Annotated in this window: 23 protein-coding genes; 9 read left to right on the forward strand and 14 right to left on the reverse strand. The window is 62.7% G+C overall.

Annotation, left to right across the window (positions count from 1 at the left end):
* Positions 1-263 precede the first annotated feature (263 nt).
* Positions 264-686 (forward strand): PRC-barrel domain-containing protein, encoded by a 423-nt coding sequence (locus OKW45_RS06720; protein WP_429466728.1) that lies wholly within the window; start codon positions 264-266, stop codon positions 684-686.
* A 71-nt stretch (positions 687-757) separates the two neighbouring features.
* On the opposite strand, the gene OKW45_RS06725 is transcribed toward OKW45_RS06720, so the two are convergent.
* The 8 genes from OKW45_RS06725 to OKW45_RS06760 form a co-directional block, all read right to left on the reverse strand.
* Positions 758-3,019 (reverse strand): xanthine dehydrogenase family protein molybdopterin-binding subunit, encoded by a 2,262-nt coding sequence (locus tag OKW45_RS06725; RefSeq protein WP_429466729.1) that lies wholly within the window; start codon positions 3,017-3,019, stop codon positions 758-760.
* On the reverse strand, positions 3,016-4,023 hold the full coding sequence (locus OKW45_RS06730) for an FAD binding domain-containing protein (RefSeq protein ID WP_429466731.1): 1,008 nt from the start codon (positions 4,021-4,023) through the stop codon (positions 3,016-3,018). The genes OKW45_RS06725 and OKW45_RS06730 overlap by 4 nt, the downstream gene beginning before the upstream one ends.
* A complete protein-coding gene (locus OKW45_RS06735; RefSeq protein WP_429466733.1) occupies positions 4,020-4,580 on the reverse strand; it encodes a (2Fe-2S)-binding protein in 561 nt (186 codons plus the stop codon). Before OKW45_RS06735 ends, OKW45_RS06730 begins: the two co-directional genes overlap by 4 nt.
* A 155-nt stretch (positions 4,581-4,735) precedes the next feature.
* Entirely contained in the window at positions 4,736-5,050 is a 315-nt protein-coding gene (locus tag OKW45_RS06740) for a hypothetical protein (protein ID WP_429466735.1), read from the reverse strand.
* An 87-nt stretch (positions 5,051-5,137) separates the two neighbouring features.
* Entirely contained in the window at positions 5,138-6,004 is an 867-nt protein-coding gene (locus tag OKW45_RS06745) for a glucose 1-dehydrogenase (RefSeq protein WP_429466737.1), read from the reverse strand.
* Between the two features lie 270 nt (positions 6,005-6,274).
* Positions 6,275-6,751, reverse strand: a complete 477-nt coding sequence (locus tag OKW45_RS06750; protein WP_018425151.1) for a response regulator — start codon at positions 6,749-6,751, stop codon at positions 6,275-6,277.
* A gap of 444 nt (positions 6,752-7,195) precedes the next feature.
* Entirely contained in the window at positions 7,196-8,869 is a 1,674-nt protein-coding gene (locus OKW45_RS06755; protein WP_429466739.1) for an ATP-dependent DNA ligase, read from the reverse strand.
* A gap of 10 nt (positions 8,870-8,879) precedes the next feature.
* Positions 8,880-9,962: a ligase-associated DNA damage response exonuclease gene (locus OKW45_RS06760; protein WP_429466740.1), complete on the reverse strand. Its 1,083-nt coding sequence runs from the start codon at positions 9,960-9,962 to the stop codon at positions 8,880-8,882.
* A 173-nt stretch (positions 9,963-10,135) separates the two neighbouring features.
* Between OKW45_RS06760 and OKW45_RS06765 the strand changes: the two genes are divergently transcribed.
* The 5 genes from OKW45_RS06765 (at position 10,136) to OKW45_RS06785 (ending at position 15,443) form a co-directional block, all read left to right on the forward strand.
* Positions 10,136-11,038 carry a YihY/virulence factor BrkB family protein gene (locus OKW45_RS06765; protein ID WP_018425154.1) on the forward strand — a complete coding sequence of 301 codons (903 nt, stop codon included), beginning with the start codon at positions 10,136-10,138 and terminating at the stop codon, positions 11,036-11,038.
* 99 nt (positions 11,039-11,137) lie between these two features.
* The gene (locus OKW45_RS06770) at positions 11,138-12,973 is read left to right on the forward strand and encodes a thiamine pyrophosphate-requiring protein (protein ID WP_429466742.1); all 1,836 of its coding nucleotides are present in this window, start codon (positions 11,138-11,140) and stop codon (positions 12,971-12,973) included.
* Positions 12,974-13,202: 229 nt separating this feature from the next.
* Positions 13,203-14,303 carry a cell division protein ZapE gene (zapE, locus tag OKW45_RS06775; protein ID WP_429466744.1) on the forward strand — a complete coding sequence of 367 codons (1,101 nt, stop codon included), beginning with the start codon at positions 13,203-13,205 and terminating at the stop codon, positions 14,301-14,303.
* Between the two features lie 250 nt (positions 14,304-14,553).
* The gene (locus tag OKW45_RS06780) at positions 14,554-14,982 is read left to right on the forward strand and encodes a VOC family protein (protein WP_018425159.1); all 429 of its coding nucleotides are present in this window, start codon (positions 14,554-14,556) and stop codon (positions 14,980-14,982) included.
* A gap of 173 nt (positions 14,983-15,155) precedes the next feature.
* Positions 15,156-15,443: a hypothetical protein gene (locus OKW45_RS06785; RefSeq protein WP_018425160.1), complete on the forward strand. Its 288-nt coding sequence runs from the start codon at positions 15,156-15,158 to the stop codon at positions 15,441-15,443.
* 1,058 nt (positions 15,444-16,501) lie between these two features.
* Here OKW45_RS06785 and OKW45_RS06790 read toward each other — a convergent pair.
* Both OKW45_RS06790 and OKW45_RS06795 read right to left on the reverse strand, forming a co-directional pair.
* Positions 16,502-17,197, reverse strand: a complete 696-nt coding sequence (locus tag OKW45_RS06790; protein ID WP_429466746.1) for a phosphatase PAP2 family protein — start codon at positions 17,195-17,197, stop codon at positions 16,502-16,504.
* A 724-nt stretch (positions 17,198-17,921) separates the two neighbouring features.
* Positions 17,922-18,833 (reverse strand): AraC family transcriptional regulator, encoded by a 912-nt coding sequence (locus OKW45_RS06795; RefSeq protein ID WP_429466748.1) that lies wholly within the window; start codon positions 18,831-18,833, stop codon positions 17,922-17,924.
* A gap of 154 nt (positions 18,834-18,987) precedes the next feature.
* Here OKW45_RS06795 and OKW45_RS06800 point away from each other — a divergent pair, with 154 nt between their 5' ends.
* Positions 18,988-19,821 (forward strand): oxidoreductase, encoded by an 834-nt coding sequence (locus OKW45_RS06800; RefSeq protein WP_429466750.1) that lies wholly within the window; start codon positions 18,988-18,990, stop codon positions 19,819-19,821.
* A 327-nt stretch (positions 19,822-20,148) separates the two neighbouring features.
* Here OKW45_RS06800 and OKW45_RS06805 read toward each other — a convergent pair whose 3' ends face one another.
* The 4 genes from OKW45_RS06805 to OKW45_RS06820 all read right to left on the reverse strand — a co-directional run bounded on the left by OKW45_RS06805 (position 20,149) and on the right by OKW45_RS06820 (position 21,767).
* Positions 20,149-20,400, reverse strand: coding sequence for a DUF1488 family protein (locus OKW45_RS06805; RefSeq protein ID WP_018425166.1), 252 nt, complete (start codon positions 20,398-20,400; stop codon positions 20,149-20,151).
* 69 nt (positions 20,401-20,469) lie between these two features.
* On the reverse strand, positions 20,470-20,787 hold the full coding sequence (locus OKW45_RS06810) for a hypothetical protein (protein ID WP_018425167.1): 318 nt from the start codon (positions 20,785-20,787) through the stop codon (positions 20,470-20,472).
* Positions 20,788-20,897: 110 nt separating this feature from the next.
* Positions 20,898-21,035 (reverse strand): hypothetical protein, encoded by a 138-nt coding sequence (locus OKW45_RS06815; RefSeq protein ID WP_018425168.1) that lies wholly within the window; start codon positions 21,033-21,035, stop codon positions 20,898-20,900.
* A gap of 126 nt (positions 21,036-21,161) precedes the next feature.
* Complete coding sequence (locus OKW45_RS06820; protein WP_429466752.1) at positions 21,162-21,767, reverse strand: TetR/AcrR family transcriptional regulator; 606 nt, start codon at positions 21,765-21,767, stop codon at positions 21,162-21,164.
* 130 nt (positions 21,768-21,897) lie between these two features.
* On the opposite strand from OKW45_RS06820, the gene OKW45_RS06825 reads away from it, so the two are divergent.
* Together OKW45_RS06825 and OKW45_RS06830 are read left to right on the forward strand one after the other, a co-directional pair.
* A complete protein-coding gene (locus OKW45_RS06825) occupies positions 21,898-22,821 on the forward strand; it encodes an NAD-dependent epimerase/dehydratase family protein (RefSeq protein WP_429466754.1) in 924 nt (307 codons plus the stop codon).
* 2 nt (positions 22,822-22,823) lie between these two features.
* The gene (locus tag OKW45_RS06830; RefSeq protein WP_429466756.1) at positions 22,824-23,168 is read left to right on the forward strand and encodes a DoxX family protein; all 345 of its coding nucleotides are present in this window, start codon (positions 22,824-22,826) and stop codon (positions 23,166-23,168) included.
* The last annotated feature ends 269 nt before the right edge of the window (positions 23,169-23,437 follow it).

The raw sequence follows: 23,437 nt of genomic DNA on the forward strand, positions 1-23,437 counted from the left end.
CTCAGGATCATGCACGTGTTTTTTTCAACTGCCGTTCCACGTGTTCTTTGCTGCGCATTGTTCCAGTGTAGGCATTCGAGGCCCGCGCGCCGGACATTGCACCGCGCGCAAGCAGCAGGCCGGTTCGTGGAGCAACTTCTGGGCCTGATCTGCCTCGCTTTCCCTCAGATCAAAGTCGCGGCATGAGATTTGCAGCATTGCGGCAAGGCGCAACGCATCGGTGCGCCGTCGAAACGCCACGACAGTAAACAGGGAGAACACAGATGATGCGCAACACGCAGATCAAACCGCTGGCCGCTTCCGCATCGCTTCTCGCCGCGATTACGCTGATTTCCGCGTTGGGCACGTGCGGCAGCGCGTTCGCGCAAGGCGCGCCCCAGGCGATCACCGAAAAACGCACGGACGTCGTGCAGCTCGCGAGCGGCTATCGCGCGTCGAAGCTGTCGGGCGCGGACGTGTACAACCGCAACAAGGAGAACATCGGCACGCTCGATGATCTGATTGTGTCGCCGGGCACCGAGCGCACCACGTATGCGATCCTGTCGGTCGGCGGCTTTCTCGGCATGGGCAAGCATCTGGTCGCCGTGCCGTTCAACGATCTGCAGATCGACAACCGGCGCGTGGTGCTGCCCGAGGCGACGAAGAAATCGCTCGAGGCGTTGCCGGAGTTCAAGTACGCGGATTGAGCGCGGCGTTGCCGCGTCGAATCGATCGACGCGGCAACGGGCCATCCATGCACATGCGTTCAGGGGCGTAGTCAGCCGAGCAGCTTGTCGGGCGTAATGGGCAAATCGCGGATGCGTTTGCCGGTCGCATGCCAGATCGCGTTGCACACTGCCGCGGCCACGCCCACCACGCCGATTTCGCCGACACCCTTGACGCCGAGCGGATTGACGATGTCATCGCGCTCGTCGACGAACAGCACGTCGATCTCGTGAATGTCGGCATTCACCGGCATGTGATATTCGGCGAGATTGTGATTCATCTGCCGTCCTAGCGCGTGATCGAACTGGCCGTGCTCGTGCAGCGCCATGCTGATGCCCCACACGACGCCGCCCGCGACCTGATTGCCCGCCGTCTTCGGATTGACGATGCGTCCTGCCGCGACCGCGCTGACCACGCGCGTCACCCGCACCGTGCCGAGCGCTTCGTCGACGCGCACTTCGGCGAACACCGCCGAATGCGTGCCCATCGAATACGCCTGCTGCTTTTCGTGCGGCTTCACGCTGGCCTGCTCTTCGAGTTCGTCCAGCCCGGCGCGCTGCAACAGCGTCGCAATCGCGATCGAGTCGTCCGCGTGTGGGCCGCACACGAGCCGGTTCCGCTCGCGCCGCACATGTTCGCGAGTCGCCGACGCGAACCGTGCCCCACCATGTTCGCGCGCCAGTTCGACCAGACGGTTGTGCAGGCGCGTACATGCGGCATCGACTGCGCTGCCCACCGACGACACCGTCCATGATCCGCCCTCGATCGGCGCCTCCGGCAGCCGGGTGTCGCCGAGTTCGAAGCTGACGTCGCCTAGCGGCACGCCGAGCGCGTCGGCGGCGATCTGCGTCATCGCGGTGTAGGTTCCGGTGCCGATATCGGCGGTCGAGCTCGACACCTTGACGCGGCCATCGGGCGTCAATACCGCGCGTGCGGACGCTTCGTTCTGCATCGCGTCCCACGCACCGGTCGCCATGCCCCAGCCGATCAACTCGTTGCCGTCGCGGCGTGCGCGCGCCTCGAGCGGCCGCCCCGCCCAGCCGAAGCGGGCCGCGCCTTCGCGATAGCAGTCGCGCAGCGCCTTGCTCGAAAACGGCAGATTCTTGTTCGCGTCGCGCTCCGCATAGTTGACGAGCCTCAATTCGAGCGGGTCCATCCGCAATGCCTCGGCCAGTTCGTCCATCGCGACTTCGAGCGGAAAGAGCCCTTGTGTCGCGCCGGGCGCGCGCATGTCGGCCGGTGTCGGCACGTCGAGCTTCACGACCTTGTAGCCCATCGACACGTTGTCGCATCGATACAGCTGCCCCGCCCAGTTGACCACCACGTCGCAGTAGTCCTCGTAGCGCGAGGTTTCCGACACCGCCTCGTGGATCACCGCCTGCAGGCGGCCATCCGCCGACGCGCCGAGCGCGACGCGCTGCACCGTTTGCGGACGATGCGCGAAGGTGAACATCTGCTGCCGGGTCAGCGTGACGCGCACGGGTTTCTTCAGTTCGCGCGCGGCCATCACCGCGAGCGCCAGATGATATTGCGGCCGCAAGCCGGAGCCGAACGCGCCGCCGACGAATGGCGACACCACGTGCACTTCGTCGTCTTTCAAACCGAACACACGCGTCAGATAGCCCTTCGTATTGACGACGCCCTGAGTCTTTTCATAGACGGTCAAGCGTCCTTGCGCATCGGGCACCACGGTGCATCCGTGCATTTCCATCGGATTGTGATACTCCGGTGGTGTCGTGTAGAAAGCGTCCACGCGCGCCTTTGCATCGGCCAAGGCCTTGCGTGGGTCGCCACGCGAGGGCGGAGGCGGATCGAAGCCGCCCTTCTCGGCCGACGGCGCTACGGCGCTCTTCAACGCGGCCTCGATATCGGTCTGATGCGAGCCGGCCTCGTAACGCACCTGCACCAGCGACGCCGCGTAGCGCGCCAGTTCCAGCGATTGCGCGACCACCAGCGCGACCGGCTGCCCGCTGTACCACACGCGCTCGTCCCACAGCGGCCTCAATGGCGTGCCGCCGGGCGCAATCATGTCCTTGAACGCGTCGACGTCCGACGGCAGCGCCGGGCGCTTGCGATGCGTGAGCACGAGCAGCACGCCGGACAGCGCCTCGGCGGCCGAGCTATCGATCGATACGATCTTGCCCGTCGCGATGGTGCCCGACACGACGACGCCATACACGAGCCCTTCGGCGCAGAACTCGGCGGCATATTGCGCTGCGCCGGTCACTTTGACGGGCCCGTCCACACGCGAATGCGGGACGCCGGTGGCAGGCTTCGGGCTGCCTGTCGACGGCAGGGTTTCGGCACGGTTCATCGCGCGTCCTCCTCGAACGAACGTTGTGTGGCCTCGCCGAAGGCGCGCACGATCACGCGCGCCGCGAGTTCGATCTTGAACGCGTTGTCGCGCTGAGCGCGCGCACCGCGCAGCAGCGTCGCCGCGAAATCGCGCAAGCTTCGCGCGTTCAGCGTCTCGCCGCGCAGTGCGGCTTCGGCGGCGGGATCGCGCCACGGCTTGTGCGCGACGCCGCCGAGCGCGCAACGCGCGTCGACGATCCGCGACTCGTCATCCAGTTCGACACCGACCGCGGCCGACACCAGCGCGAACGCATACGATGCGCGGTCGCGCACCTTCACGTATGCGTGATGCGCGGCAAAGCCTTGCGGCGGCAGTTCGATCGCGGTCACGAGTTCGTCGTCGCGCAGGTTGGTGTCGATATGCGGCGTATCGCCTGGCAGCCGGTGAAAATCCGCGAACGGCAGCGTGCGTGCGCCGTCGTTGCCGATCAGATGCACGGTGGCGCCGAGCGCCGCCAACGCGACGCACATATCGGACGGATGCACGGCGATGCAGTGCTCGCTCGCACCGAGGATCGCGTGAATGCGGTTCACGCCGAGCAGCGCCGGACAGCCGCTGCCGGGTTCGCGCTTGTTGCACGGCGTGCCGATGTCGTAGAAGTAGTAGCAGCGCGTGCGTTGCAGCAGATTGCCGCCGACCGTCGCGACGTTGCGAATCTGCGGCGACGCGCCCGCCAGGATCGCCTTCGCGAGCAGCGGGTAGCGCGTCGCGACGGTATCGTCATACGCGAGCGCGCTATTGGTTACGAGCGCGCCGATCTTCAGGCCGCCTTGCGCCGACGCTTCGATCTGCCTGAGCGGCAAACGGTTGATGTCGACGAGCAAAGCCGGGCGCGCCACGTCTTCGCGCAGCAGGTCGACGAGATTCGTGCCGCCCGCGATGAACGCGGCGCCCGTGTCCGAACGATGCCGTTCGAGCGCATCCTGCACCGCATCGGCGCGCGTGTACGAGAAGCGGTTCATGGCCGCGCTCCAGATTTATTCGCGAGCGCACTGTCTCGCCTTGCGTCCTCGTCACCGAAATGCGCAGCGTCGAGAATCGCGGCGACGATGTTGGTATACGCGCCGCAGCGGCACAGATTGCCGCTCATCTGCTCGCGCACATCGTCCGCGCAGCGCGCATGTCCTTCTTCGAGCATCGCGTGCGCCGAGCAGATTTGTCCGGGCGTACAGTAGCCGCACTGGAACGCGTCGTGATCGATGAACGCCTGCTGTAACGGATGCAACGTGTCGCCGTTCGCGAGACCTTCGATCGTCGTGATCGATGCGCCGTCGTATACGACCGCGAGCGCGAGGCAGGTATTGATCCGCTGGCCATTGACGAGCGCCGTACAAGCGCCGCATTGACCGTGATCGCAGCCCTTCTTGGTGCCGCTCAGGTGCGCATGCTCGCGCAGCAGATCGAGCAGCGAGGTCCACGCTTCGACGTCGAAGCGCCGCGTCTCGCCGTTGATCTCGAACGTCAATGCATGCGACGCGGGCGCGTCGGCCCGGGCGGTTTCAGCATCGGGGATAGCCATCGGATTTCCTCCTCACAAGGCATCGCGCAAGCAATGCGACACGCGACGGAACTCAACGCAACTCAAACCCATGCAAAGCGGCGACAGCGCGCGAGCGCGATGCCGCCGCGGCGTCCGGCGCGTCGCGAGGCAGGCCGACGCGCTCGACGGATCGCTTATTGCCCCGCCCCACTACCCGCGCGCGGCGGCGTCGCGCCTTTGAAGCGCTTGTTGGTGGTTTTCCCATTGCCGCCGCCGGCGACGCCATTGGTGGCGCCCCCCGATTCGTCGACATTGCCGTTCGCATTGTTCGCGCTGGTCGTATCCGGCGTGCGCGACTCTTCCTGGCTTGCGCCGGGTTGCGCGGCAGACTTGCCGTGTTGCATGGACGGATTGGTACCGGTCTGCGCGAAGCCCGCCTGCGCAAAGCCTAGCGCGAGGCAGCCTGAAACGAGCGCGGCAGCCAGTTTGACGGATACATCGATCTTCATGGCACTCTCCCTTATGACGTTATGAAAACCCACTGCGCGAACCTCGTACGTGAGCGCAGGCGGCCATGCCGCCATCAGTTCGACAACCTAAATAATCGGCGCGCCGCCCGTTACCGCAATGGTCGCGCCCGAGATGTAGCTCGCTTCATCCGACGCGAGCATTACGTACGCGGCGGCCAGTTCGGCCGGTTGGCCGGGGCGCTTCATCGGCACCTGCTTGCCGAACTGCTCGACCTTGTCTGCTGGCATCGTCGATGGAATCAACGGCGTCCAGATCGGTCCCGGCGCCACGCAGTTCGCGCGAATGCCCTTTTCCGCGAGCAATTGCGCGAGGCCACCGGTGAAGTTCTGGATCGCGCCCTTGGTGGTCGCATACGCGATCAGGCCAGGATTCGGATGATCGGCATTGATCGACGACGTATTGATGATCGCGCCGCCCGGCTTCATATGGCGCACCGCCGCGCGCGTGATCCTGAACATCGCGCCGATGTTGGTATCGAAGGTCTTGTCCCATTCTTCGTCGCTGATCGCATCGAGCGACGGATAGCTCATCTGATACGCGGCGTTGTTGACCACCACGTCGAGCCGGCCGAATGCCTCGATCGCCTTGTCGACGATCGCATCGCAATGCTTGTGATCGCGGATATCGCCGCCGACCAGCACCGCCTTGCGACCCGCGTCCTCGACCCAGCGCGCAGTCTCGCGCGCATCGTCGTCTTCGTCGAGATAGGCGATCAGCACATCCGCACCTTCGCGCGCGAACGCGATCGCGACCGCGCGGCCGATGCCGCTGTCGCCGCCGGTCACGATCGCCGCCTTGCCTGCGAGACGCCCCGATCCTTCATAGGTTTTCTCGCCGTGATCCGGTTGCGGGTTCATGTCGGCCGTGCGGCCGGGCCTCTGGTCCTGCTGCTGTTCAGGAAACGGCGGTGCCGGACGTTGCGTGTCGCTCATGTCGGATCTCCCTCGGGGCGAATGACCATGGGCGGCGCGCACGAACGCGCCGCATCATCGGTCTTTCAGCAACGAGTGGGCCTGCATGCAATAGCGAGAGGAAACTCCTGCGCTCCGGGCAGCGCAGGGGCACGCATGGCGTAAGAAATCGCGTTGGACAGAACGGTGGCGGATAGATGGCAGATTGATGACAAACGGATTCGCAGAGCGACGAGTGCGATTTTCTGCCGACGACCGTGCAGAAATAACAGAACTGTCAGTGAGTTTTCGCTAACAACGTGATTCAGATGATGGCTCCGCCGCATGCAACGCCGCCGCCGATTCGAGCACGCGCAACAGACGCTCGGGTGTCAACGGTTTGGCGCAGTGCGCATCGAAGCCGGCGGCCTTCGCGAGCGCGCGATCGTCGCGCGACGCAAACGCGGTACACGCGACCAGCAGCATGTGTGAAGTCTGCGGATGCGCGCGCAGCCGCCGCGCGAGTTCGAGCCCGTCGAGTCCAGGCATCTTGATGTCGAGCACCACCGCGAACGGCTGCCATTCGCGCGCGGTCTCGCACACGGCAAACGGATCGTCGAGCGCGCGGCATTCGAAGCCGTCGGCCATCAGTAGCATTTGCAGCGCATCGGCCGCTTCCCGGTAATCGTCGACTACCAGCACGCGACGATGCGCGGCCATCGCATAGCGGATCGGCCGCCATACGAGCACGTCGTCGCTGCTGTCCACGTTGTCGTTGAACACAGTCATTTTTTCTCGCCGTTTTTACATTGGCCCTCAAGGGCATCCGCGCCACCCGTGCAAGATTCGATCCCGTTGCGTCTGCCGAACTACCACCGGTTTTTTGTTATTTCCGCTTCGCTCGGACGATGCCGCGGCCAGCACGCCTGGTCGCGCATTCCGACGTTGCAATCACCTGGAATGCGGAATTCAGCGTGCCAATTCATCACGGCGTTTGAATGACGGCGCCTGCGATGTGCGCGCTGCGCAACATCGATCGACGCACTGTCCTTGTGCGGTCCGTCTCGTTCAGAGGCGTCGCACGATATCGGTATTTCAACGGATTGAGGGGTCCACGCAATGCAAGCCGCAATCGCACTTATGGCGCGAATCGATGACGCGGTCTTATCCAAAGAATAAGCGACGATGCCGATAAAAAAATGCTCGACATGTTAGGGGTTTGTGCTCTGCGGGTTATCCCGCACGATTATCGATGAAGCCTTTCAGCATCGCAAGCGTATCGGCGTCGTCGATATGTTTGTCCGTGCGCCAGCGCAGCATGCGTGGAAAACGCACGGCCACGCCGGACTTGTGACGCGAGCTCGCTTGTATCCCTTCGAAGCCGATCTCGAACACGAGCGTTGGCGTCACGCTGCGCACGGGGCCGAATTTATCGACGGTGGTCTTGCGCACGATCGCATCGACCCGACGCATCTCTTCATCTGTGAGCCCTGAATAGGCCTTCGCGAACGGCACCAACGTGCGCACGCCGTCGGTCTCGTCCCACACCGCGAACGTATAGTCCGTGTAAAGACTCGCGCGACGGCCATGACCGCGCTGCGCGTAAACAAGTACAGCGTCCACCGCATAAGGCTCGATCTTCCATTTCCACCACGTGCCCGACGCCTTGGTACGACCGACGCCGTACATCGACTCGCGCTCCTTGAGCATCAAACCTTCGACGCCGCGCGCGCGGCTCTCGTCGCGCAACGCCGCGAGCGCGGTCCAGTCCGCGGCAAGGACGAGCGGCGATACGCGCAGCAGACCACGCGCGAGCGTGCCGTCGACTGAACTGGCCAGCGCATCGAGGCGTGCGCGCCGTTCAGCGAGCGGGTTCATGCGCTGGTCCTGTCCGTTCGCTTCGAGCAGGTCGTATGCGAGCAGCGCGGCGGGCGAATCCGCGAGTATCTTGCGCGTCAGCGTCTTGCGCGCGATGCGCGGTTGCAGCCGCGCGAACGGCAATGGCGCTGCCGCGCCGGGCTCCCACGCGAGAATCTCGCCATCGATCACGTAACCATCGGGTAATGAGTCGCCCAATGCCGCGACTTCGGGAAAACGATCGGTAATCAGATCCTCGCCGCGCGACCACAACCACACGCGGCCGCCGCGTCTGACCAGTTGCGCGCGTATGCCGTCCCACTTCCACTCGATCAGCCAGTGCGCGGGATCGCCGAGCGTCGCCGGATCGGTCTGCAAGGGATGCGCGAGAAAGAACGGATACGGCAGGCCGAGGTCGCTATCGTGTTCAGGCGCGTGCGCTTGCGGATCGTCGTCGGTCTGCGGCGCGATCAGACGCAGATAGCGCGCCGCATCGGGCTTCTGTTGCGAATCGGTCCAGCCGACCATTCGTTGCGCGATCCGCTTGTGATCGACGCCGGCCACTTCGGCGAGCGCACGCACCACCAGTTGCCGCGCGACGCCGACACGAAAGCCGCCGCCGATCAGCTTGGTCAGCAGGAAACGACCGCCCCAGTCGAGTTCGTCCCAGTAGCCAAGCAGGCGCCTGCGCAACTCGTCGGGCGGCAGGCCGCGCAACGGCAGCATGCGTTGCTCGATCCATTGCGTGAGACCCAGCTCGGAGTTGCGCGACGCGGGCGGCAGGATATGCGCGATGGTCTCGGCCAGATCGCCCACCGCGTGATACGACTCCTCGAACAGCCACTCGGGCAAGCCGGCGCGCTCGCGCGCGATTTCGGTCAGCAAACGCGTCGGCACGAGTTGACGCGGCTTGCCGCCCGCGAGGAAATACGACGCCCATGCCGCGTCTTCGGGGTCGGCCACCGAGAAATAACTGGTCAGCGCCGCGAGCTTGTCGTGCGTCGACGTGGTCGCATCGAGCGCGGTGTAGAGAGCCGCGAAGCGTTTCATACGGTGCCCGTCACGGTTCGCTCGCCGCCGGTGCTTCGTCGGCGCCGGCCGCGTCGGCTTCGACGGTATCGTCGCCGTATTGCGTTTCGAACGCGCTGGCGTGCAGGCCCTGCTCGTTGAGCCAGCGCACCATCGGTTCGATCGAGCCATGCGTGACGATCACGCGCGAGGCGCCGCTCTCGCGTATCGCCGTTTGCAAACCCGGCCAGTCCGCGTGATCCGACAGCACGAAGCCACGATCGACGCCGCGCCGGCGACGCGCGCCGCGCAGGCGCATCCAGCCCGACGCGAACGCATCGCTGTAGTCGCCGAAGCGCTTGAGCCACGAGCTGTTCTGCGCGGACGGCGGCGCGACGATCAGCGCCTGTTTGAATACGCCCTTGTCTTTCGCGGCAATCTCGCCGACCAGACCGAGCGCCGGCAGACGCACGCCCGCGTCGCGATACGCGCGATTGAGCGGTTCGAGCGCGCCGTGGCAGAAGATCGGCCCGATCGCCGCATCGACGCTCGCGAGCACGCGTTGCGCCTTGCCGAATGAATAGCAGAACAGCACCGACGCGCGCCCTTCGGAGGCGTTGTGACGCCACCATGAATCGATCGAATCGAACACGCTTTGCGGCGTATCCCAGCGATAGATCGGCAGACCGAACGTCGATTCGGTGATGAACGTATCGCAGCGCACCGGTTCGAACGCGGCGCAGGTCGGATCGGCCTCGAGCTTGTAGTCGCCCGACGCCACCCATACTCGGCCCGCGTGCTCGATGCGCACCTGCGCCGAGCCGAGCACATGCCCGGCCGGATGTAGCGACACGCGCGCCGCGCCGATCGTCAGCGGCTCGCCGTAGCCGAGCGTGTGCAGCGCGATGCCGGGCAGCCGCGACAGCAGCACGCTCGCGCCCGCGCGCGTGGCCAGGTAGCGCTGATGACCGAAACGCGCGTGGTCGGAATGCGCATGTGTGATCACCGCGCGTTCGACCGGCCGCCACGGATCGATGTAAAAATCGCCGGGCGGGCAATACAGTCCCTCCGGCCGCGCGATCACCAGATCGTTGGCTTGCGGCGCGGTGTTCGTCTGACGCGACGACTGATCCATCGGCTGTCCTCGGGAAAGGAACGCGATCTTGCGAACGCGGCCAAGCAAACTATATGCCGCGCCATCGATGCCGCGCCATCGATGGCCCTGTTTCTGCTTACGGTATATAAAGCACACAGGCGTGTCGTGAGCGGCTGCCCTCCGGCAGTGCCCGGCGCGCACCGCGAGGCCTCATGCCGATCCTGCTCGACCAGCAAGCGCTGAATATCGCCAGACATCCCTGGCGCTTCCTGCTGCAAACGCTGAAAGCGTTTCGCGCGAACCAGGGGCTGCTGCTCGCGGGCGCGGTCGCGTACTACGCGTTGCTGTCCATCGTGCCGCTGCTGATCCTGGTCGTCATCGTGTTGTCGCGCGTGGTGCCGCAGCAACTGGTGCTCGACGCGCTTGCGCATCTGCTGCGCTGGCTCGTGCCCGGGCAGTCGGCCGCGCTCGTGCGCGAGCTGTCGAACTTCCTGCTGCATCGCGCGGTAATCGGCTGGGTGCTGCTGCTGACGATGATCTTCTTCAGCTCGCTCGCGTTCACCGTGCTCGAAAACGCGATGTCGCTGATCTTCGTGCATCGGGTCGTCGTGAAGCGGCGCCACTTCCTGATCTCGGCGCTGCTGCCGTACTGCTACATCCTGTTTCTCGGCTTGGGGCTGCTGATCGTCACGTTCGTGTCGAGCGCGCTCGACACGATCGGCGCAGAAGGACTCCGACTGTTCGGCCTGCACGTGTCGTTGCAGGGCTTCTCGCGAGTGATGCTGTATCTGTTCGGGCTCGCCGGCGAAATCTTCGTGCTGACCTCGGTGTATCTGGTGATGCCGGTGGGACGGCCGTCGCTCAAACACGCGCTGATCGGCGGCGTGGTGGCCGGCGCGTTGTGGGAGATCACGCGGCACGTGCTGGTCTGGTATTTCGCCACGCTGTCGCAGGTCAGCGTAGTCTACGGTTCGCTGACGATGGCGATCGTGATCCTGCTCAGCTTCGAATGGCTCGCGACACTGCTGCTGTTCGGCGCGCAGGTGATATCGCAATACGAGCGCTTCGGCCACGAACCGCTCGACGCGCCGCAACCGAGGATCAAGACCGGCTAAGCAAGCCAGTCGCAAGGAACAACCCTTGCTCGCTCGATACCGACCATGGCCGCCGATTTTGCTCGGCGGCATCGACTGGCTATCGAGGGAGCGAGGATCATGGCTGAAACCGTCGGCGATTTCATCATCGGGCGGCTGCATGCATGGGGCGTGCGGCGTATCTACGGCTATCCAGGCGATGGCATCAACGGTGTGTTCGGCGCGTTGAACCGCGCGCAGAGCGAAGCGAAAAAACGCCACAAAAGCACGGATCAGCCGGGCCCGATCGAATTCGTCCAGGTTCGACACGAAGAAATGGCCGCTTTCATGGCCTCCGCGCATGCGAAGTTCACTGGCGAGTTGGGCGTGTGCATCGCCACCTCAGGGCCGGGCGCATCGCATCTGCTGACGGGGCTGTACGACGCGCGCATGGATCACATGCCGGTGCTGGCGATTACCGGTCAGCAGGCACGCGCGGCGATCGGCGGACACTATCAGCAGGAGCTCGATCTGCCCGCGATGTTCAAGGACGTGGCCGGCTCGTTCGTCGGCTTTGCGACGATGCCCGCGCAGGTCCGCCATCTGGTCGATCGCGCGGTGCGCATCGCGCTCGCCGAGCGCGCGGTCACGGCGCTGATACTGCCGAACGATCTGCAGGACATCCCCTACGAGCCGCCGGGGCGCAAGCATGGCACGCTGCATTCGGGCATCGGTTACGCGCGCCCGCGCGTCGTGCCGAGCGACGAGCAGTTGCGCCAGGCCGCCGACGTGCTGAACGCGGGCCGCAAGGTCGCTATCCTGGTCGGCGCGGGCGCGCTGCACGCGACCGACGAAGTGATCGCGATCGCCGAGAAGCTCGGCGCCGGCGTCGCCAAGGCGCTGCTCGGCAAGGCCGCGCTGCCCGACGATCTGCCGTGGGTGACCGGTTCGATCGGCTTGCTCGGCACGAAGCCGAGCTACGACATGATGACCCATTGCGATACGCTGCTGATGATCGGCTCGGGCTTCCCCTACTCGGAATTTCTGCCGAAGGAAGGCGACGCGCGCGGCGTGCAGATCGACATCAAGGCCGACATGCTGAGCCTGCGTTATCCGATGGAAGTGAACCTCGTCGGCGATAGCGCCGAGACGCTGCGCGCGCTGCTGCCGCTACTCGAGGAAAAGAAGGATCGGCTGTGGCGCGAGCGCATCGAAGGCTGGGTGTCCGACTGGTGGAAGACGCTGGAAAAGCGCGCGCACGAACCCGCGAAAGATGGCCTGAATCCGCAGCTCTCGGTATGGGAGCTGTCGAAGCGCATTCCCCCGAACGCGATCGTCACCAGCGATTCGGGCTCGGTCGCGAACTGGTACGCACGCGATCTGCAAGTGCAGCGCGGCATGATGTGCTCGCTGTCGGGCGGGCTCGCGTCGATGGGCGCGGCCGTGCCCTATGCGATCGCCGCGAAGTTCGCGTACCCCGAGCGGCCCGTGATCGCGCTCGTCGGTGACGGCGCGATGCAGATGAACAACATGGCCGAGCTGATCACGGTCGCGAAGTACTGGCAAGGCTGGAGCGATCCGCGCTGGATCTGCATGGTGCTCAACAATGGCGACCTGAATCAGGTCACATGGGAGCAGCGCGTGATGGAAGGCGATCCGAAGTTCGAGGCCTCGCAGGACATTCCGTCCGTGCCCTATCACCGCTTCGCGGAGATGATCGGTCTGAAGGGCATCTATGTCGACAATCCCGATCAGATGGCCACCGCCTGGGACGACGCGCTCGCGTCGAATCGTCCGGTCGTGATCGAGGTGAAGTCCGATCCGAACGTGCCGCCGCTGCCGCCGCATGTCACGCTCGCGCAGGCCAAAGCGTTCGCCGAGACGTTGATGAAGGGCGACCCCGATCAGGGCAACGTGGTGGTCGAAACGGCGAAGCAGGTGCTCGGTGCCGTGCTGCCGGGGCATCACGACAAATGACGCGGTAGCGGGTCGACGACGCGTGTGCGCGCCAACGTTCGACGCAGAACGTGGCTGGTAAAATGGCGCGCGCTCCGTGCATGCGCTCATTGGGTCTGCTTCGCCGCAGGCCATCACGTCGGCCGTTATCTCATGCTCACACACGTCCTCGCCGTTTTCGCGGCGGCCCACACTGCGTCATTCGCGCAAGTCGCATCATTCGCGTCATCAGGCGTGGACGCTCTTGCCCATGCTTGACGAAACCCGCATCGCGCGCGCATTGACCGCGCGCGGCATCTCTGCCGATGCGCGGCAGCGCGAGGCCATCGGCGCGCTCGTCGCGTTGGTCGGCGGGCAGCAGCGCGCGCGGCAGGCATGGTCCACCGCCGCGTTCGGGCCGCAAGGCGTCTACTGTCACGGACTGCCGGGCCGCGGTAAGAGCCTCGTCGTCGATACGCTGTTCGAGCTTGCACCATGCCGCAAACGGCGCCTGCATTTCCACGAGTTCCTGCGCGAGATGAACCGCCGGCTCGTGCACGCGCCGCGTGGCGACGACCGGCTCGGCGACGTGTCGCGACAATGGCTCGACGGTGTCGAGCTGCTGTGCTTCGACGAATTCCATGTGCACGATATCGCCGACGCGTTCCTGATGGGCCGCTTTCTCGACACCGCGATCAAACTGGGCACGCGTATCGTGCTGACGTCGAACTACGCACCGGACGATCTGTTGCCCGACCCCGAGTTTCACGAGCGCTTTCTGCCGACCATCGCGCAGATCAAACGTGGCTTCACGGTGATCCATTTCGACGGCGTGCGCGATTACCGCTTCGGCGGCGAAGCGGCCGAGGTGCCGCGCTTTTTCGCGCCGCTCGATGCGTCGAGCGAGGCCGCGTTGCGCGATATCTTCACGAGCCATGAACGCGACGCTGCGATCGAGCCGGTCAGGCTGAGCGCGGCGGGCCGGCCGCTCGAAGCGCGGGCCGTCGGCCGCGTGCTGCTGTGGGCGGACTTCGAGCAGCTGTGTGTCGCAAGCCGCTCGCACCTCGACTACCTCGATCTCGCCGAGCGATGGCAAGGCTTGATCGTCGATCGTCTGCATACGGAAGCGCTGAGGCAGTCGCATACGCTGCAGCGCCTCGTCTGGCTGATCGACATCTTTTACGACCGCAAGCATGCGCTCTTCATCGCCTCCGATCAGCCGATCGAGACCGCGTTGAGCGGCCTCGAAGGGGCGCACGATCTGTCGCGTACGCTGAGCCGGCTTGCCGAGATGCAGTCGCGCGCATATCGCAGCACGCTTGAACGAGACGGCGAGGACAACGCGCAACACGGCATCAACGCCAAGGCTTGATGGCCGGGCATCGCACCCGCGCGCATTTCTGCAATTCTTGCAAAGCGACGGTAAAGCGTGCCAACGCCGTTTCGCGTTGACGCACGCGCCACGGCGCCGCGCGATGCATCGCCGGCCACCCGAAACAAGCCTACACTCAACCATGCCATGCCCCGCGGTACCGGAAAACTCGCCGCCAGATCAATTCGATGGGCGTGGGCGAACACGTTCGTTCTTCATCGCGCCGCTCTTTCGCGGCAAAGGAGAAGCCATGGAAAAGATCTCAAAAGCCACGGCCTTATTCATCGCAGGTTTTGGCCCGATTGTGATTGAAGCCCCGGCAAGCCGCGATCTCTACGGTCGGGCCTTCGGTATCCCCTTCAAGGAAGAGAACGGCGGCTATCTCCATACGGAGAGTCTGAACGGCGCAAACTCTTTCGCCTTGTGGCCCCTCTCCCACGCTTCTCAGTCGTGCTTCGGCACGGATTCGTGGCCTCCCGACGTACCCATCCCGCAAGCCTGGATCGAGTTCGATGTCGACGACGTCGAGGCGGCAACGGCGGAACTTGAATCGCAAGGGTATCGGATGCTGGTCAGGAACCGGAATGAGCCGTGGGGCCAGACGGTCAGTCGCTTCATCGGGCCGGAAGGATTGCTGGTCGGAATCACGTTTACGCCATCGATGCGGGAAGGGAAATGATGGCGGCCGTCAGGTTACCCGGTTAGCGCCGAAAATCGATATTCACCATTGTGAATAATGCGCGTAACTATCAGCCACTGCTTTCCTAAACTTGGCATTACGCGACCGCGACGGAAACAGTATGAAAGCATCGTTTGCGTCGAAATCGCAGTCCAACCAAGGAGAAGCGTGTCATGAACAAGGCAACCAGCAAATCGATCGCGGCCGTCGCCGCACTCACGCTGTCGGGCAGCGTCTATGCACAAAGCAACAACACGCTGGCGACTCCGACCACACAGTCGCCGGCCGCTGCAACGAGTGGCTACGGCGCGCCTGGTGCCACCAACACGGACAGCGGCGCCGGGTCGCCGACCTCGGGCCAGCCGAATAACGCGAACAGTAGCTCGACGTCCAGCCCCCCCGCTTACGGGGTTAACAACTCGCTGGCGACCCCAACCACAAAGCCGCCAGCCGGCCAATGAGAGCAATCAAGGCTGGCAACCGGGCGCAAATGAGCGCAAGCGACCAAGCGGTTCAATTTCGTCGGGCGTAGCGTGACCGAATAGCAGCGACTGGCAACACAGATCACGACGGTAGAAAAAAGTTGGTGTGACTGGCCGGTCATAACGCGCCAGAAGGCCGGGTTCGCCCCAACGTGTCGGCCCTGATTGCCACGACGTCTCGATCGCAACGCTACTGAACCAACCGGGGCATCATGATCGTCCCATAGTTGGGCCCGATGCCGTCCGTCTGGTTGTTTTTGCAGTAGTTGGGATCGTTGCCCATCTGAACGGTGATGACTGCGTTGGAGCCGCTGCCCATCTCGTTCAGGATGTGCAGGCACCCGATTGCGACTATCGGCGGAGTACTCCCTTGTCCCCCCGTGACGTTACTCACTACAGCTACGGTCACCCAGGCACAAGTACCCGCCGAACCCGCCGGGATCTGACTACACGTTGCAACACTGTGGAACGCATTGCTATTCCGCTCGTCATCGACCCGACTATGTCGCTGGAACCAAGCCGGCTGTTCGCAGATGAGAGGGAAATCCATTGCTCTGCGTTGCGGTGTCCTCCGACGCTGAGTGCCACACTCCGCATCTGATTGCTGAATGCGAGCGGCCTCGAGAAGCCATCTGGTTGTCATTTTGGCTTCGCTTATAGCGCTAAAGCATACGAGGCGTATCGGGGGAATCTGTGCGCTTCCGGACAATTCTTCAGCAATAAAGGCAAAACGGCTATTGAAGACAACACATTGGATTAGTTTATCTCGCTACGCTTTATCCTGGCCGCGTGCCTTAAACGCACGCCGAATTGCATCATGCGTGCTGTCGGGCACGCGAATCGCGGCCATTTGATGGAGTATGCCAACCTGCTCGGCTTGCAGTCCCTGGACCGGCGAAACCGGCATGCCATGAGGAGCCTGTGCGATTGCCGACCATCAAGCACTCGCTGCGCTCCATCAAATGACAAGGGACTGGCGGTATCGATCAGATACGCGTGGTCGATCTCAGCCTGGCGCGCGCGTTTTCCCCGCGTGATCAATGGCCTTGTAATACCGACCGCCCCAGAACCAGTAACTCGTTGAACTGGGTTACCAGTTCAAAACACAAGACAAACAACACGGTATAAAAGGGCCCGGGAAATTTGTGCATCCACCCCAAAATCGGCACTGAAAAGCGCGTTCTAACGGCGTCCCGAGTCATTATCCCGGTGATGGTCGCTCCAATCGCCGCCCCCGCAAGTATGTCGGTCGGATAATGCCAGCCGAGATAAACGCGCGGCAGACAAATGAAGATCGCGGTGTATAAAAGTGCGAGCATGCCGACGCCGCGCCAAACCAGAAAGATCCCAGTTGCGACCGAAATCCACAGCATTGCGTGGTCACTCGGAAAGGAGCTCCAGGCTGGCAGCACGGCCGCTTCCAGACCACCCGATGGAAAATTCAAGTGCAGCTCAGGATTAAAGAGAGGCCGCATACGGAATGGCAAATAATGGGCAATGAGCCTGAATATTGCGAGCGCAAGAAGGCCGCTCGCGATCGTCGCGACGACCATTTCACGCTCCCATTCGCCACGCTGGCTGGGTTTGAACCATATCCACCACAATACGGGCATGAGCACCAAACCTTTGAATGTGTATAGGTCCGCGATGATTCTTATCGCGTGGTTCAACATGGCGCAACTCAAAGCAATGTGCGTCAGGAAAGTTTGGATTGCGGTATCGAAAAGGTCCATTCTGCAATTTCTCTAAATTTTTTAGTTATAGAGTTTCTGAGCAGCGGGAGCGGGCACGGGTTGTGTCGCGATAGTCATTCCACCAATCGCATCTGCCCGCGGGCTTCGAGTCGTTGCTGCGCAAGAACTTTAGCCTTGACGTTTTCGCGAACCCTCACGCAGGCACATGGCCCGACGAGTTCGTGCTTCGTCATCCACACACGCACAGCCATCTGGGCGCGTGACCGCGATCGTGTATTCGTCGTCAAGAGAAGTGGTCAACACGGGGCCTTTACCAGGCCGCTCGAAAAAGATCTTGGGCATGGGATTGTTTCCATTTGGTTTCTACGTCGCGCAGCCGAGCGACCAGCGGTGTGTTGTTGATTGAGCCCTTCATGCAGTCAGTTAATCCGTTGGCTGGGTGATTTGCATCGTCGCTTGAAAACGGCCGCCGTCCCAGTATCCCCCCTAACTTTCGGACAATCAGTGTGACATCGAACGTTCGCGCTCATCGGTGCCGGTTGTGATCCAGCGCTGCCCTGATTACGACGCGGGGCCGGCGGTCTCGCAACCCGCAGCCAGCGAAGACCGTTACTCGCGATGGGTTTCAACCTGCGCTGAAAGCCTCCCTCGTCAAAAGTAACCGTCCTCCATGACGACGTTGCGGGCGCATGCTTCTCACCGTCTAGCCGACATTCGTGGATGTCCGATCACTGATCTACGATCGAAGCGAACCGCGGCAAATTCAGTGCGACGAGACATAAGCCGTATCAGCGAATACTGCCGGCATCGCGAAGCTCTCGCGCATACGCTTTGCCTCTGCGGCCGGCGTCAAGCCAAACAGACGCCTGAATTCCCTGCTGAACTGGGACGGGCTCGCATAACCCACAGCATGTCCCGCCGCCTCCGCGGTTAGCTCATTGCGCACCATTAACAGGCGAGCCTGATGAAGGCGCGTCGACTTCACATATTGCATCGGCGACACCTGCGTAATTGCCTTGAAGTGGCTGTGGAAACTCGGAATGCTCATACCCGCTTGGTCGGCCAGTTGCCTCACGTCGAGGGGCTGCGCATAGCTTGCATGAATCAGGCGTAGTGAGCGGCCTATCTGGCCGAACTGTCCTCGCATCGCCAGAGCCTCGCGCAACGCGCCTCCCTGGGCTCCGGTGAGCACCCGGAAATACAGTTCACGCAGCAGGCCGGCGCCCAACACAGCAGATTCGAGTGGCCGATGCATCGCCTCGAGGAAGCGCAGCACGGACGCTTGCATTGCGTCATCCATCGGCGTCGACATCATGCTTTGAGGTGCTGGTGCGCACTCCCCCACGCCTTCGCGGTCGATCCGCTCCGCGAGTTCGGCGGCCAATGCGAAATCGAGGTGCAGATACAGCGCGAGCAGTGGGCGCTCCTCGGTTGCGTCGGTCTCCATGCTGAACGGCACGGGCACGGACACGGCGAGGTAGTGATGCTCGTCGTATAGGTAGAGCTGGTCGCCGAAATAACCTCGCTTGCGGCCCTGGCAGACGATCACGATACCGGGGTCGTACAGAACGGGCGTGCGCGATAACGCCCGGTTCGACCGCAAGATGCGGACGCTCGGCAGTGCCGTCAGGTTGTAGCCCTCGTCGGGCGCCAACGCGCGTAGCAGGACAATCATGCGTTTCCGGCTTCGAGAGGATAAAGCTGGATGCTGGGTCGAAGCGCGTATCGTGTTCATAGTTTTATGCAAGAAAATTAGCGGAATTCGGCTTAATTTGCCTCGCGCGTCAGATTAGTATGCACTCTCCAATCGACATTCGGGAGAAGCTTCAATGGCAACCAGCAAAACTCTGCTCATGACCGGCGTCAGCAGCGGCTTTGGCCGCGCGCTCGCACAGGAAGCACTGGCGGTGGGTCACAAGGTGGTCGGCACGGTGAGAAGTGCCCAGGCGAAGCGTGAATTCGAGTCCTTATCCGCGAATGCCGCTTGGGGACGTGTGCTCGACGTGACCGACTTCGACGCGATCGACGGCGTCGTGGCGGAAATCGAGGCTGGCGTCGGACCAATCGATGTGCTGGTCAACAATGCCGGCTACGGCCACGAGGGCATCATGGAGGAATCGCCGCTCTCGGATATGCGCCGACAGTTCGATGTGAATGTATTTGGTGCGGTCGCCATGATGAAGGCCGTCCTGCCGTTCATGCGCGAGCGCCGCCGCGGCCACATTCTGAATATCACATCGATGGGCGGCTACATCACGATGCCGGGAATCGCTTATTACTGCGGGAGCAAGTTCGCGTTGGAGGGCATCTCCGAGGCGCTTGGCAAAGAGGTCAAGCCCTTCGGTATTGCCGTGACGGCCGTGGCGCCGGGCTCATTTCGCACTGACTGGGCAGGTCGCTCGATGACGCGGACCCCCCGCTCGATTTCGGATTACGACGATATTTTCAATCCCATCCGCCAGGCCCGCGAGGAAAAAAGCGGCAAGCAATTGGGAGATCCCAGGAAAGCGGCGCGCGCAATGCTGGCCACCATTGCAGCGGATCATCCGCCCACGCGTCTTTTGCTCGGTAGCGACGCACTCGGGCTCGTTCGAGACAAGTTGTCGGCATTGAACGCGGAAATCGATGCCTGGGAGGCTACCACCGTTTCGACGGACGGCTGATGACCGCCGAGGCTGAGAATCTGTCGAGAACCGTATCCCGCGGCGTCGGGTGCGAACGAAGCGATGCTTGCCCGATCTGAAAGTCCGTTGGCAATGCGTAGCAGCCCTTTATTCGTGACACCCCGAACGACGGCTCGGGGTCCGATTGCCGCTCCGGACGTGGCCAAGGGATCGATGGATCTTTCGAGGCTTCATCGCATAAGTTTCTCGAAGCAAGTCGAAGCGAGCGTGCGCTTTCTTCTGCATCCTCGCCTCGAGCGCGAGCCTCGGCGGATGCCTGCGCGCCCGATGCGGCGGGTGTGTCGCTCGCGGCCTGCCCAGGCTTCTTCAGTGCAGCGTGTAGAGAGTCTGCGGCCCCTCGGCATAGAGGGTCATGGCGACCTTCAGGATCTCATTGCGATTCCGGTCAAAGGAGGCCAGCACCTCGGCTTCGTCAGTACCGAGGGCGGAGTCGAAATGCTTCAGTACGCGGTCTTCCACAAAGAAGGTAATCTCGCGTGCCTTGTCGTATCCCCAGAACCACACGCCATGCCTGATCCCATCATAGCTGCGGCTGGGGTTGGAAAAACTGAGTGCCATGTGTCGTCCTTCGTTCTACGCCTTGGATGGACCGGGTTGCACGCTCACTACCTGCGCTGAGCGCTCCCGCTAGTGCGGATCGCCTTTCATGCTTTCGGCTTCCATCGCGGCATGCAATTCCTCGTACGCCTCGATTGGTTCCATGTCCTGATCGACGAACGCGGCTGCGCGCTCAGCGGCGGTCGACGCGTCGCCCGGGATATCGCTCCCGCTGTCGTCTTCGGTACTTGGCGGCAGCAGCATGTCCTCGAGCATCCCGCGCAGTTCGGGCGTATTCCATGGCTTGCCCAGCTTGGCCTTCCGGTTCAGGTAGTGACGAATTTCCGAGTCTTGCTCGGCCGTGAGCGGAAGCCCACGAAAAGTGGGGTCCGAGTTGTGGTGGATCATGATGCGCCTCCCGAAGCGGTTTGCGCCTTCAATGTGGAGATATCAATTTCCTGCGGTGAACATTACAAATTGCATGTGATCGCTCTGCCGCATGTCCGCGGCCAACCGATTTACTTCTTCTTCTTGGCGACACCTTCGTTCGCAACCCGCGAATGAACCGTGCTGAACGGATTTGCCGGCACTGACGGCTTCGTGGGTTGCTTGGGCTTTTTCGCTTCGCGAGTGCTGCGTAATTGACTCTTGGCCATGGTGTTGCTCCTGATGCGTTGCGTGACAAGGTGGTATTCCCAGCATACGCGCTTAGCTTGGTCGCGGCGTCAAAATGAACTGATTTGCAGTGTCGCTACGCGGAAAACTGCCAGGATTGGCCCATTTTAGCGAAGTGCAGCCGCCACCGCCTCGTCAATCTGCAGCGCAAAGCGCGCTTCAACATCGGGCACCGCGTAGCCAATTGACAGTTCCAGATACGCGTCGCCTAGCACCAACTGAACGAATGTCGCTGCCCGCAATACAGCAGTCGATTCGTCAAATCGCCTTCGCAGAATTTTTGCAGCGAAGGCACGCACGACCTTTGCGCCATTTTCGTAAAACACCTGGCCGAGTTCCGGAAGACGCTCCGCCTCAGCAACGATGGCCCGGTAAAGCCGCAGATTGTCCAGCGCGATAAGGTTTCGTGCCAACACCCACCCCAATTCGCGCAACTCGACTTCGGGCGATCCATCGGATTGCTCGTCCCGAGCGCTGGCAAGAAGTCCACCCACCTGAGCGCACATCGAGCTCACCAGTCCAACGAAGAGCGCCTCCTTCGACTTGAAGTGGCGGTAGACCGTCTGTTTGCCGACGCCAGCGGCCGCGGCGACATCGTCCATTGTTGCCAGGCCGAAACCTTGGCTTAAAAAGACGGTTTTCGCGCCTTCGAGGATGGCGGACCGCTTACGGCGTTGCAGCGGGCTCAGGTCGGGCAGAGAGTGCGTGTTCATCCGAGATAAATAACAGATCGCCGACTAGTTGACAAGACTGGTCAGTCTCGTTTAGATTCGCCACAACGAGACCGGCAAGTCTCGTTCATGTGACTTATCAACTTCGCAGGCAATCATCGAGGAGAACGCTATGGAACTGTTCATTACAGGTGGTACTGGCTACATCGGGCAAGCGGTCGCGCGCAAGGCAATCAGCCGCGGCCATCAGGTGACGGCGCTGGTGCGCCAGGACAGGTCGGCGGCCGCCAGCGCGCTGGCACGTCTCGGCGTGAAACTGCATTCCGGCGACCTGCGTGAGCCACAGTCTTTCGCTGCGACTGCCGGTGTCGCTGATGGCGTGGTGCACATGGCGTCGACCGGTGATGCTTCCGCCGGTGCCGTTGACGAGGCTGCGGCTGTAGCGATGCTTTCGCATTTGCAGCCGGGCGCGGCGTTTATCTATACGTCGGGCACCTGGGTCTACGGCAATACGGAGGGGGAGCCCGCGACTGAAGCTTCGGCGCTGAACCCGACACCACTTGTCGCCTGGCGGCCCGCAGTGGAGCGACATGTGCGGGCGCTAGCGGCGAGCCGCTCGATTGCCGCAGTGATTCTCAGGCCGGCGATGGTGCACGGCTACGGCGGCGGCGTCTTCGGCATGCTTGCCGGGATGGTCCGTCAGACCGGCAGTGTGAGGATCGTCGGCGATGGTCGCGATCACTGGCCTGCCGTTCACGTCGACGATCTCGCCACGGCTTACCTGAGCGCGGTGGAACAGGCGGCAAGCGGGGACGATCGGGTCACGGGACAGATCTTCAACGTGGTCGCGGAAGATGCCGTTGCCGTTGCCGAAATGGGTGAAGCGATTCGGGCCTCGGTCGGCGCCGATCGCGTCGAACTCTGGCCGCTCGACGATGCTCGCAAATCGCTTGGACTGTTCGCTGACGCACTGGCGCTCGACCAGACAGTAAGCGGCCAGCATGCCCGGCGAGTTCTTGCGTGGGAGCCCCACCGCCCCGGTCTGATTGCGGACCTCTCTGCACAAAAACACTTTCAGCAAATCAACGGAGCATGACGATGGCGTGGAACAGTGCGTCTTTAGAATCGATCCTCGCGACGATCGTAGCGGTTCTGTTCGCGGTTGCTGGGGTGGTCAATCTCGTAAGACCCGGCGCGGTGAAGCGCGACTTCGCACGCTGGGGTTATCCGGCATGGTTTCAGTGGCTCTGTGGCGCTCTCGAGTTGTTGAGTGCGGCACTTCTTCTGGGACAACAAACCAGAGTCTTAGGCCTAACGCTGGCCGGTGCGATCATGATCGGTGCGGTCTTCACGTTGCTACGGAATCGGGAGCCGTTCCGGCATCTCGCCCCGGCGCTGATCTTCTCGGCTCTCATTGTGGTTACTGTGGCGGTCCGCGGTTGAGGCTTCCTTGTCACCAGGCGAGTGAGCCCGGGACGCTAGCAGGCCGCGCGTGCAATCCGTGCTGCAGGTACTTGAAATACGCACACGGATAGCTGCATTGGACCAACTCCGGTTTGATAACGTGCGTCATGCGTCCGCTTTTTCGTAGCGAAGCCTTCCGGGTTAATTCTTGACAAATCAATCTGCCTACCTACCCTTAGCAGAACTTGGCAACAGCTCAATCGCGTGCGCATAACCAGTAAGGCAACGACTGTTCGGGGAGATGCTGT

Origin of the sequence: Paraburkholderia lebeckiae, from assembly GCF_050436225.1 — a bacterium.
GTDB lineage: Bacteria > Pseudomonadota > Gammaproteobacteria > Burkholderiales > Burkholderiaceae > Paraburkholderia > Paraburkholderia tuberum.

Excerpts from the sequence above, each read along its gene's own strand:
- OKW45_RS06735 (WP_429466733.1), bottom strand. The coding sequence starts at position 4,580 with ATGGCTATCCCCGATGCTGAAACCGCCCGGGCCGACGCGCCCGCGTCG.
- zapE (WP_429466744.1), top strand. The coding sequence starts at position 13,203 with ATGCTTGACGAAACCCGCATCGCGCGCGCATTGACCGCGCGCGGCATC.
- OKW45_RS06750 (WP_018425151.1), bottom strand. The coding sequence starts at position 6,751 with ATGACTGTGTTCAACGACAACGTGGACAGCAGCGACGACGTGCTCGTA.
- OKW45_RS06820 (WP_429466752.1), bottom strand. The coding sequence starts at position 21,767 with ATGAACACGCACTCTCTGCCCGACCTGAGCCCGCTGCAACGCCGTAAG.
- OKW45_RS06770 (WP_429466742.1), top strand. The coding sequence starts at position 11,138 with ATGGCTGAAACCGTCGGCGATTTCATCATCGGGCGGCTGCATGCATGG.
- OKW45_RS06795 (WP_429466748.1), bottom strand. The coding sequence starts at position 18,833 with ATGATTGTCCTGCTACGCGCGTTGGCGCCCGACGAGGGCTACAACCTG.
- OKW45_RS06745 (WP_429466737.1), bottom strand. The coding sequence starts at position 6,004 with ATGAGCGACACGCAACGTCCGGCACCGCCGTTTCCTGAACAGCAGCAG.
- OKW45_RS06730 (WP_429466731.1), bottom strand. The coding sequence starts at position 4,023 with ATGAACCGCTTCTCGTACACGCGCGCCGATGCGGTGCAGGATGCGCTC.
- OKW45_RS06810 (WP_018425167.1), bottom strand. The coding sequence starts at position 20,787 with ATGATCCACCACAACTCGGACCCCACTTTTCGTGGGCTTCCGCTCACG.
- OKW45_RS06725 (WP_429466729.1), bottom strand. The coding sequence starts at position 3,019 with ATGAACCGTGCCGAAACCCTGCCGTCGACAGGCAGCCCGAAGCCTGCC.
- OKW45_RS06825 (WP_429466754.1), top strand. The coding sequence starts at position 21,898 with ATGGAACTGTTCATTACAGGTGGTACTGGCTACATCGGGCAAGCGGTC.
- OKW45_RS06815 (WP_018425168.1), bottom strand. The coding sequence starts at position 21,035 with ATGGCCAAGAGTCAATTACGCAGCACTCGCGAAGCGAAAAAGCCCAAG.
- OKW45_RS06765 (WP_018425154.1), top strand. The coding sequence starts at position 10,136 with ATGCCGATCCTGCTCGACCAGCAAGCGCTGAATATCGCCAGACATCCC.
- OKW45_RS06740 (WP_429466735.1), bottom strand. The coding sequence starts at position 5,050 with ATGAAGATCGATGTATCCGTCAAACTGGCTGCCGCGCTCGTTTCAGGC.
- OKW45_RS06720 (WP_429466728.1), top strand. The coding sequence starts at position 264 with ATGATGCGCAACACGCAGATCAAACCGCTGGCCGCTTCCGCATCGCTT.
- OKW45_RS06830 (WP_429466756.1), top strand. The coding sequence starts at position 22,824 with ATGGCGTGGAACAGTGCGTCTTTAGAATCGATCCTCGCGACGATCGTA.
- OKW45_RS06780 (WP_018425159.1), top strand. The coding sequence starts at position 14,554 with ATGGAAAAGATCTCAAAAGCCACGGCCTTATTCATCGCAGGTTTTGGC.
- OKW45_RS06800 (WP_429466750.1), top strand. The coding sequence starts at position 18,988 with ATGGCAACCAGCAAAACTCTGCTCATGACCGGCGTCAGCAGCGGCTTT.
- OKW45_RS06790 (WP_429466746.1), bottom strand. The coding sequence starts at position 17,197 with ATGGACCTTTTCGATACCGCAATCCAAACTTTCCTGACGCACATTGCT.
- OKW45_RS06805 (WP_018425166.1), bottom strand. The coding sequence starts at position 20,400 with ATGGCACTCAGTTTTTCCAACCCCAGCCGCAGCTATGATGGGATCAGG.
- OKW45_RS06785 (WP_018425160.1), top strand. The coding sequence starts at position 15,156 with ATGAACAAGGCAACCAGCAAATCGATCGCGGCCGTCGCCGCACTCACG.
- OKW45_RS06755 (WP_429466739.1), bottom strand. The coding sequence starts at position 8,869 with ATGAAACGCTTCGCGGCTCTCTACACCGCGCTCGATGCGACCACGTCG.
- OKW45_RS06760 (WP_429466740.1), bottom strand. The coding sequence starts at position 9,962 with ATGGATCAGTCGTCGCGTCAGACGAACACCGCGCCGCAAGCCAACGAT.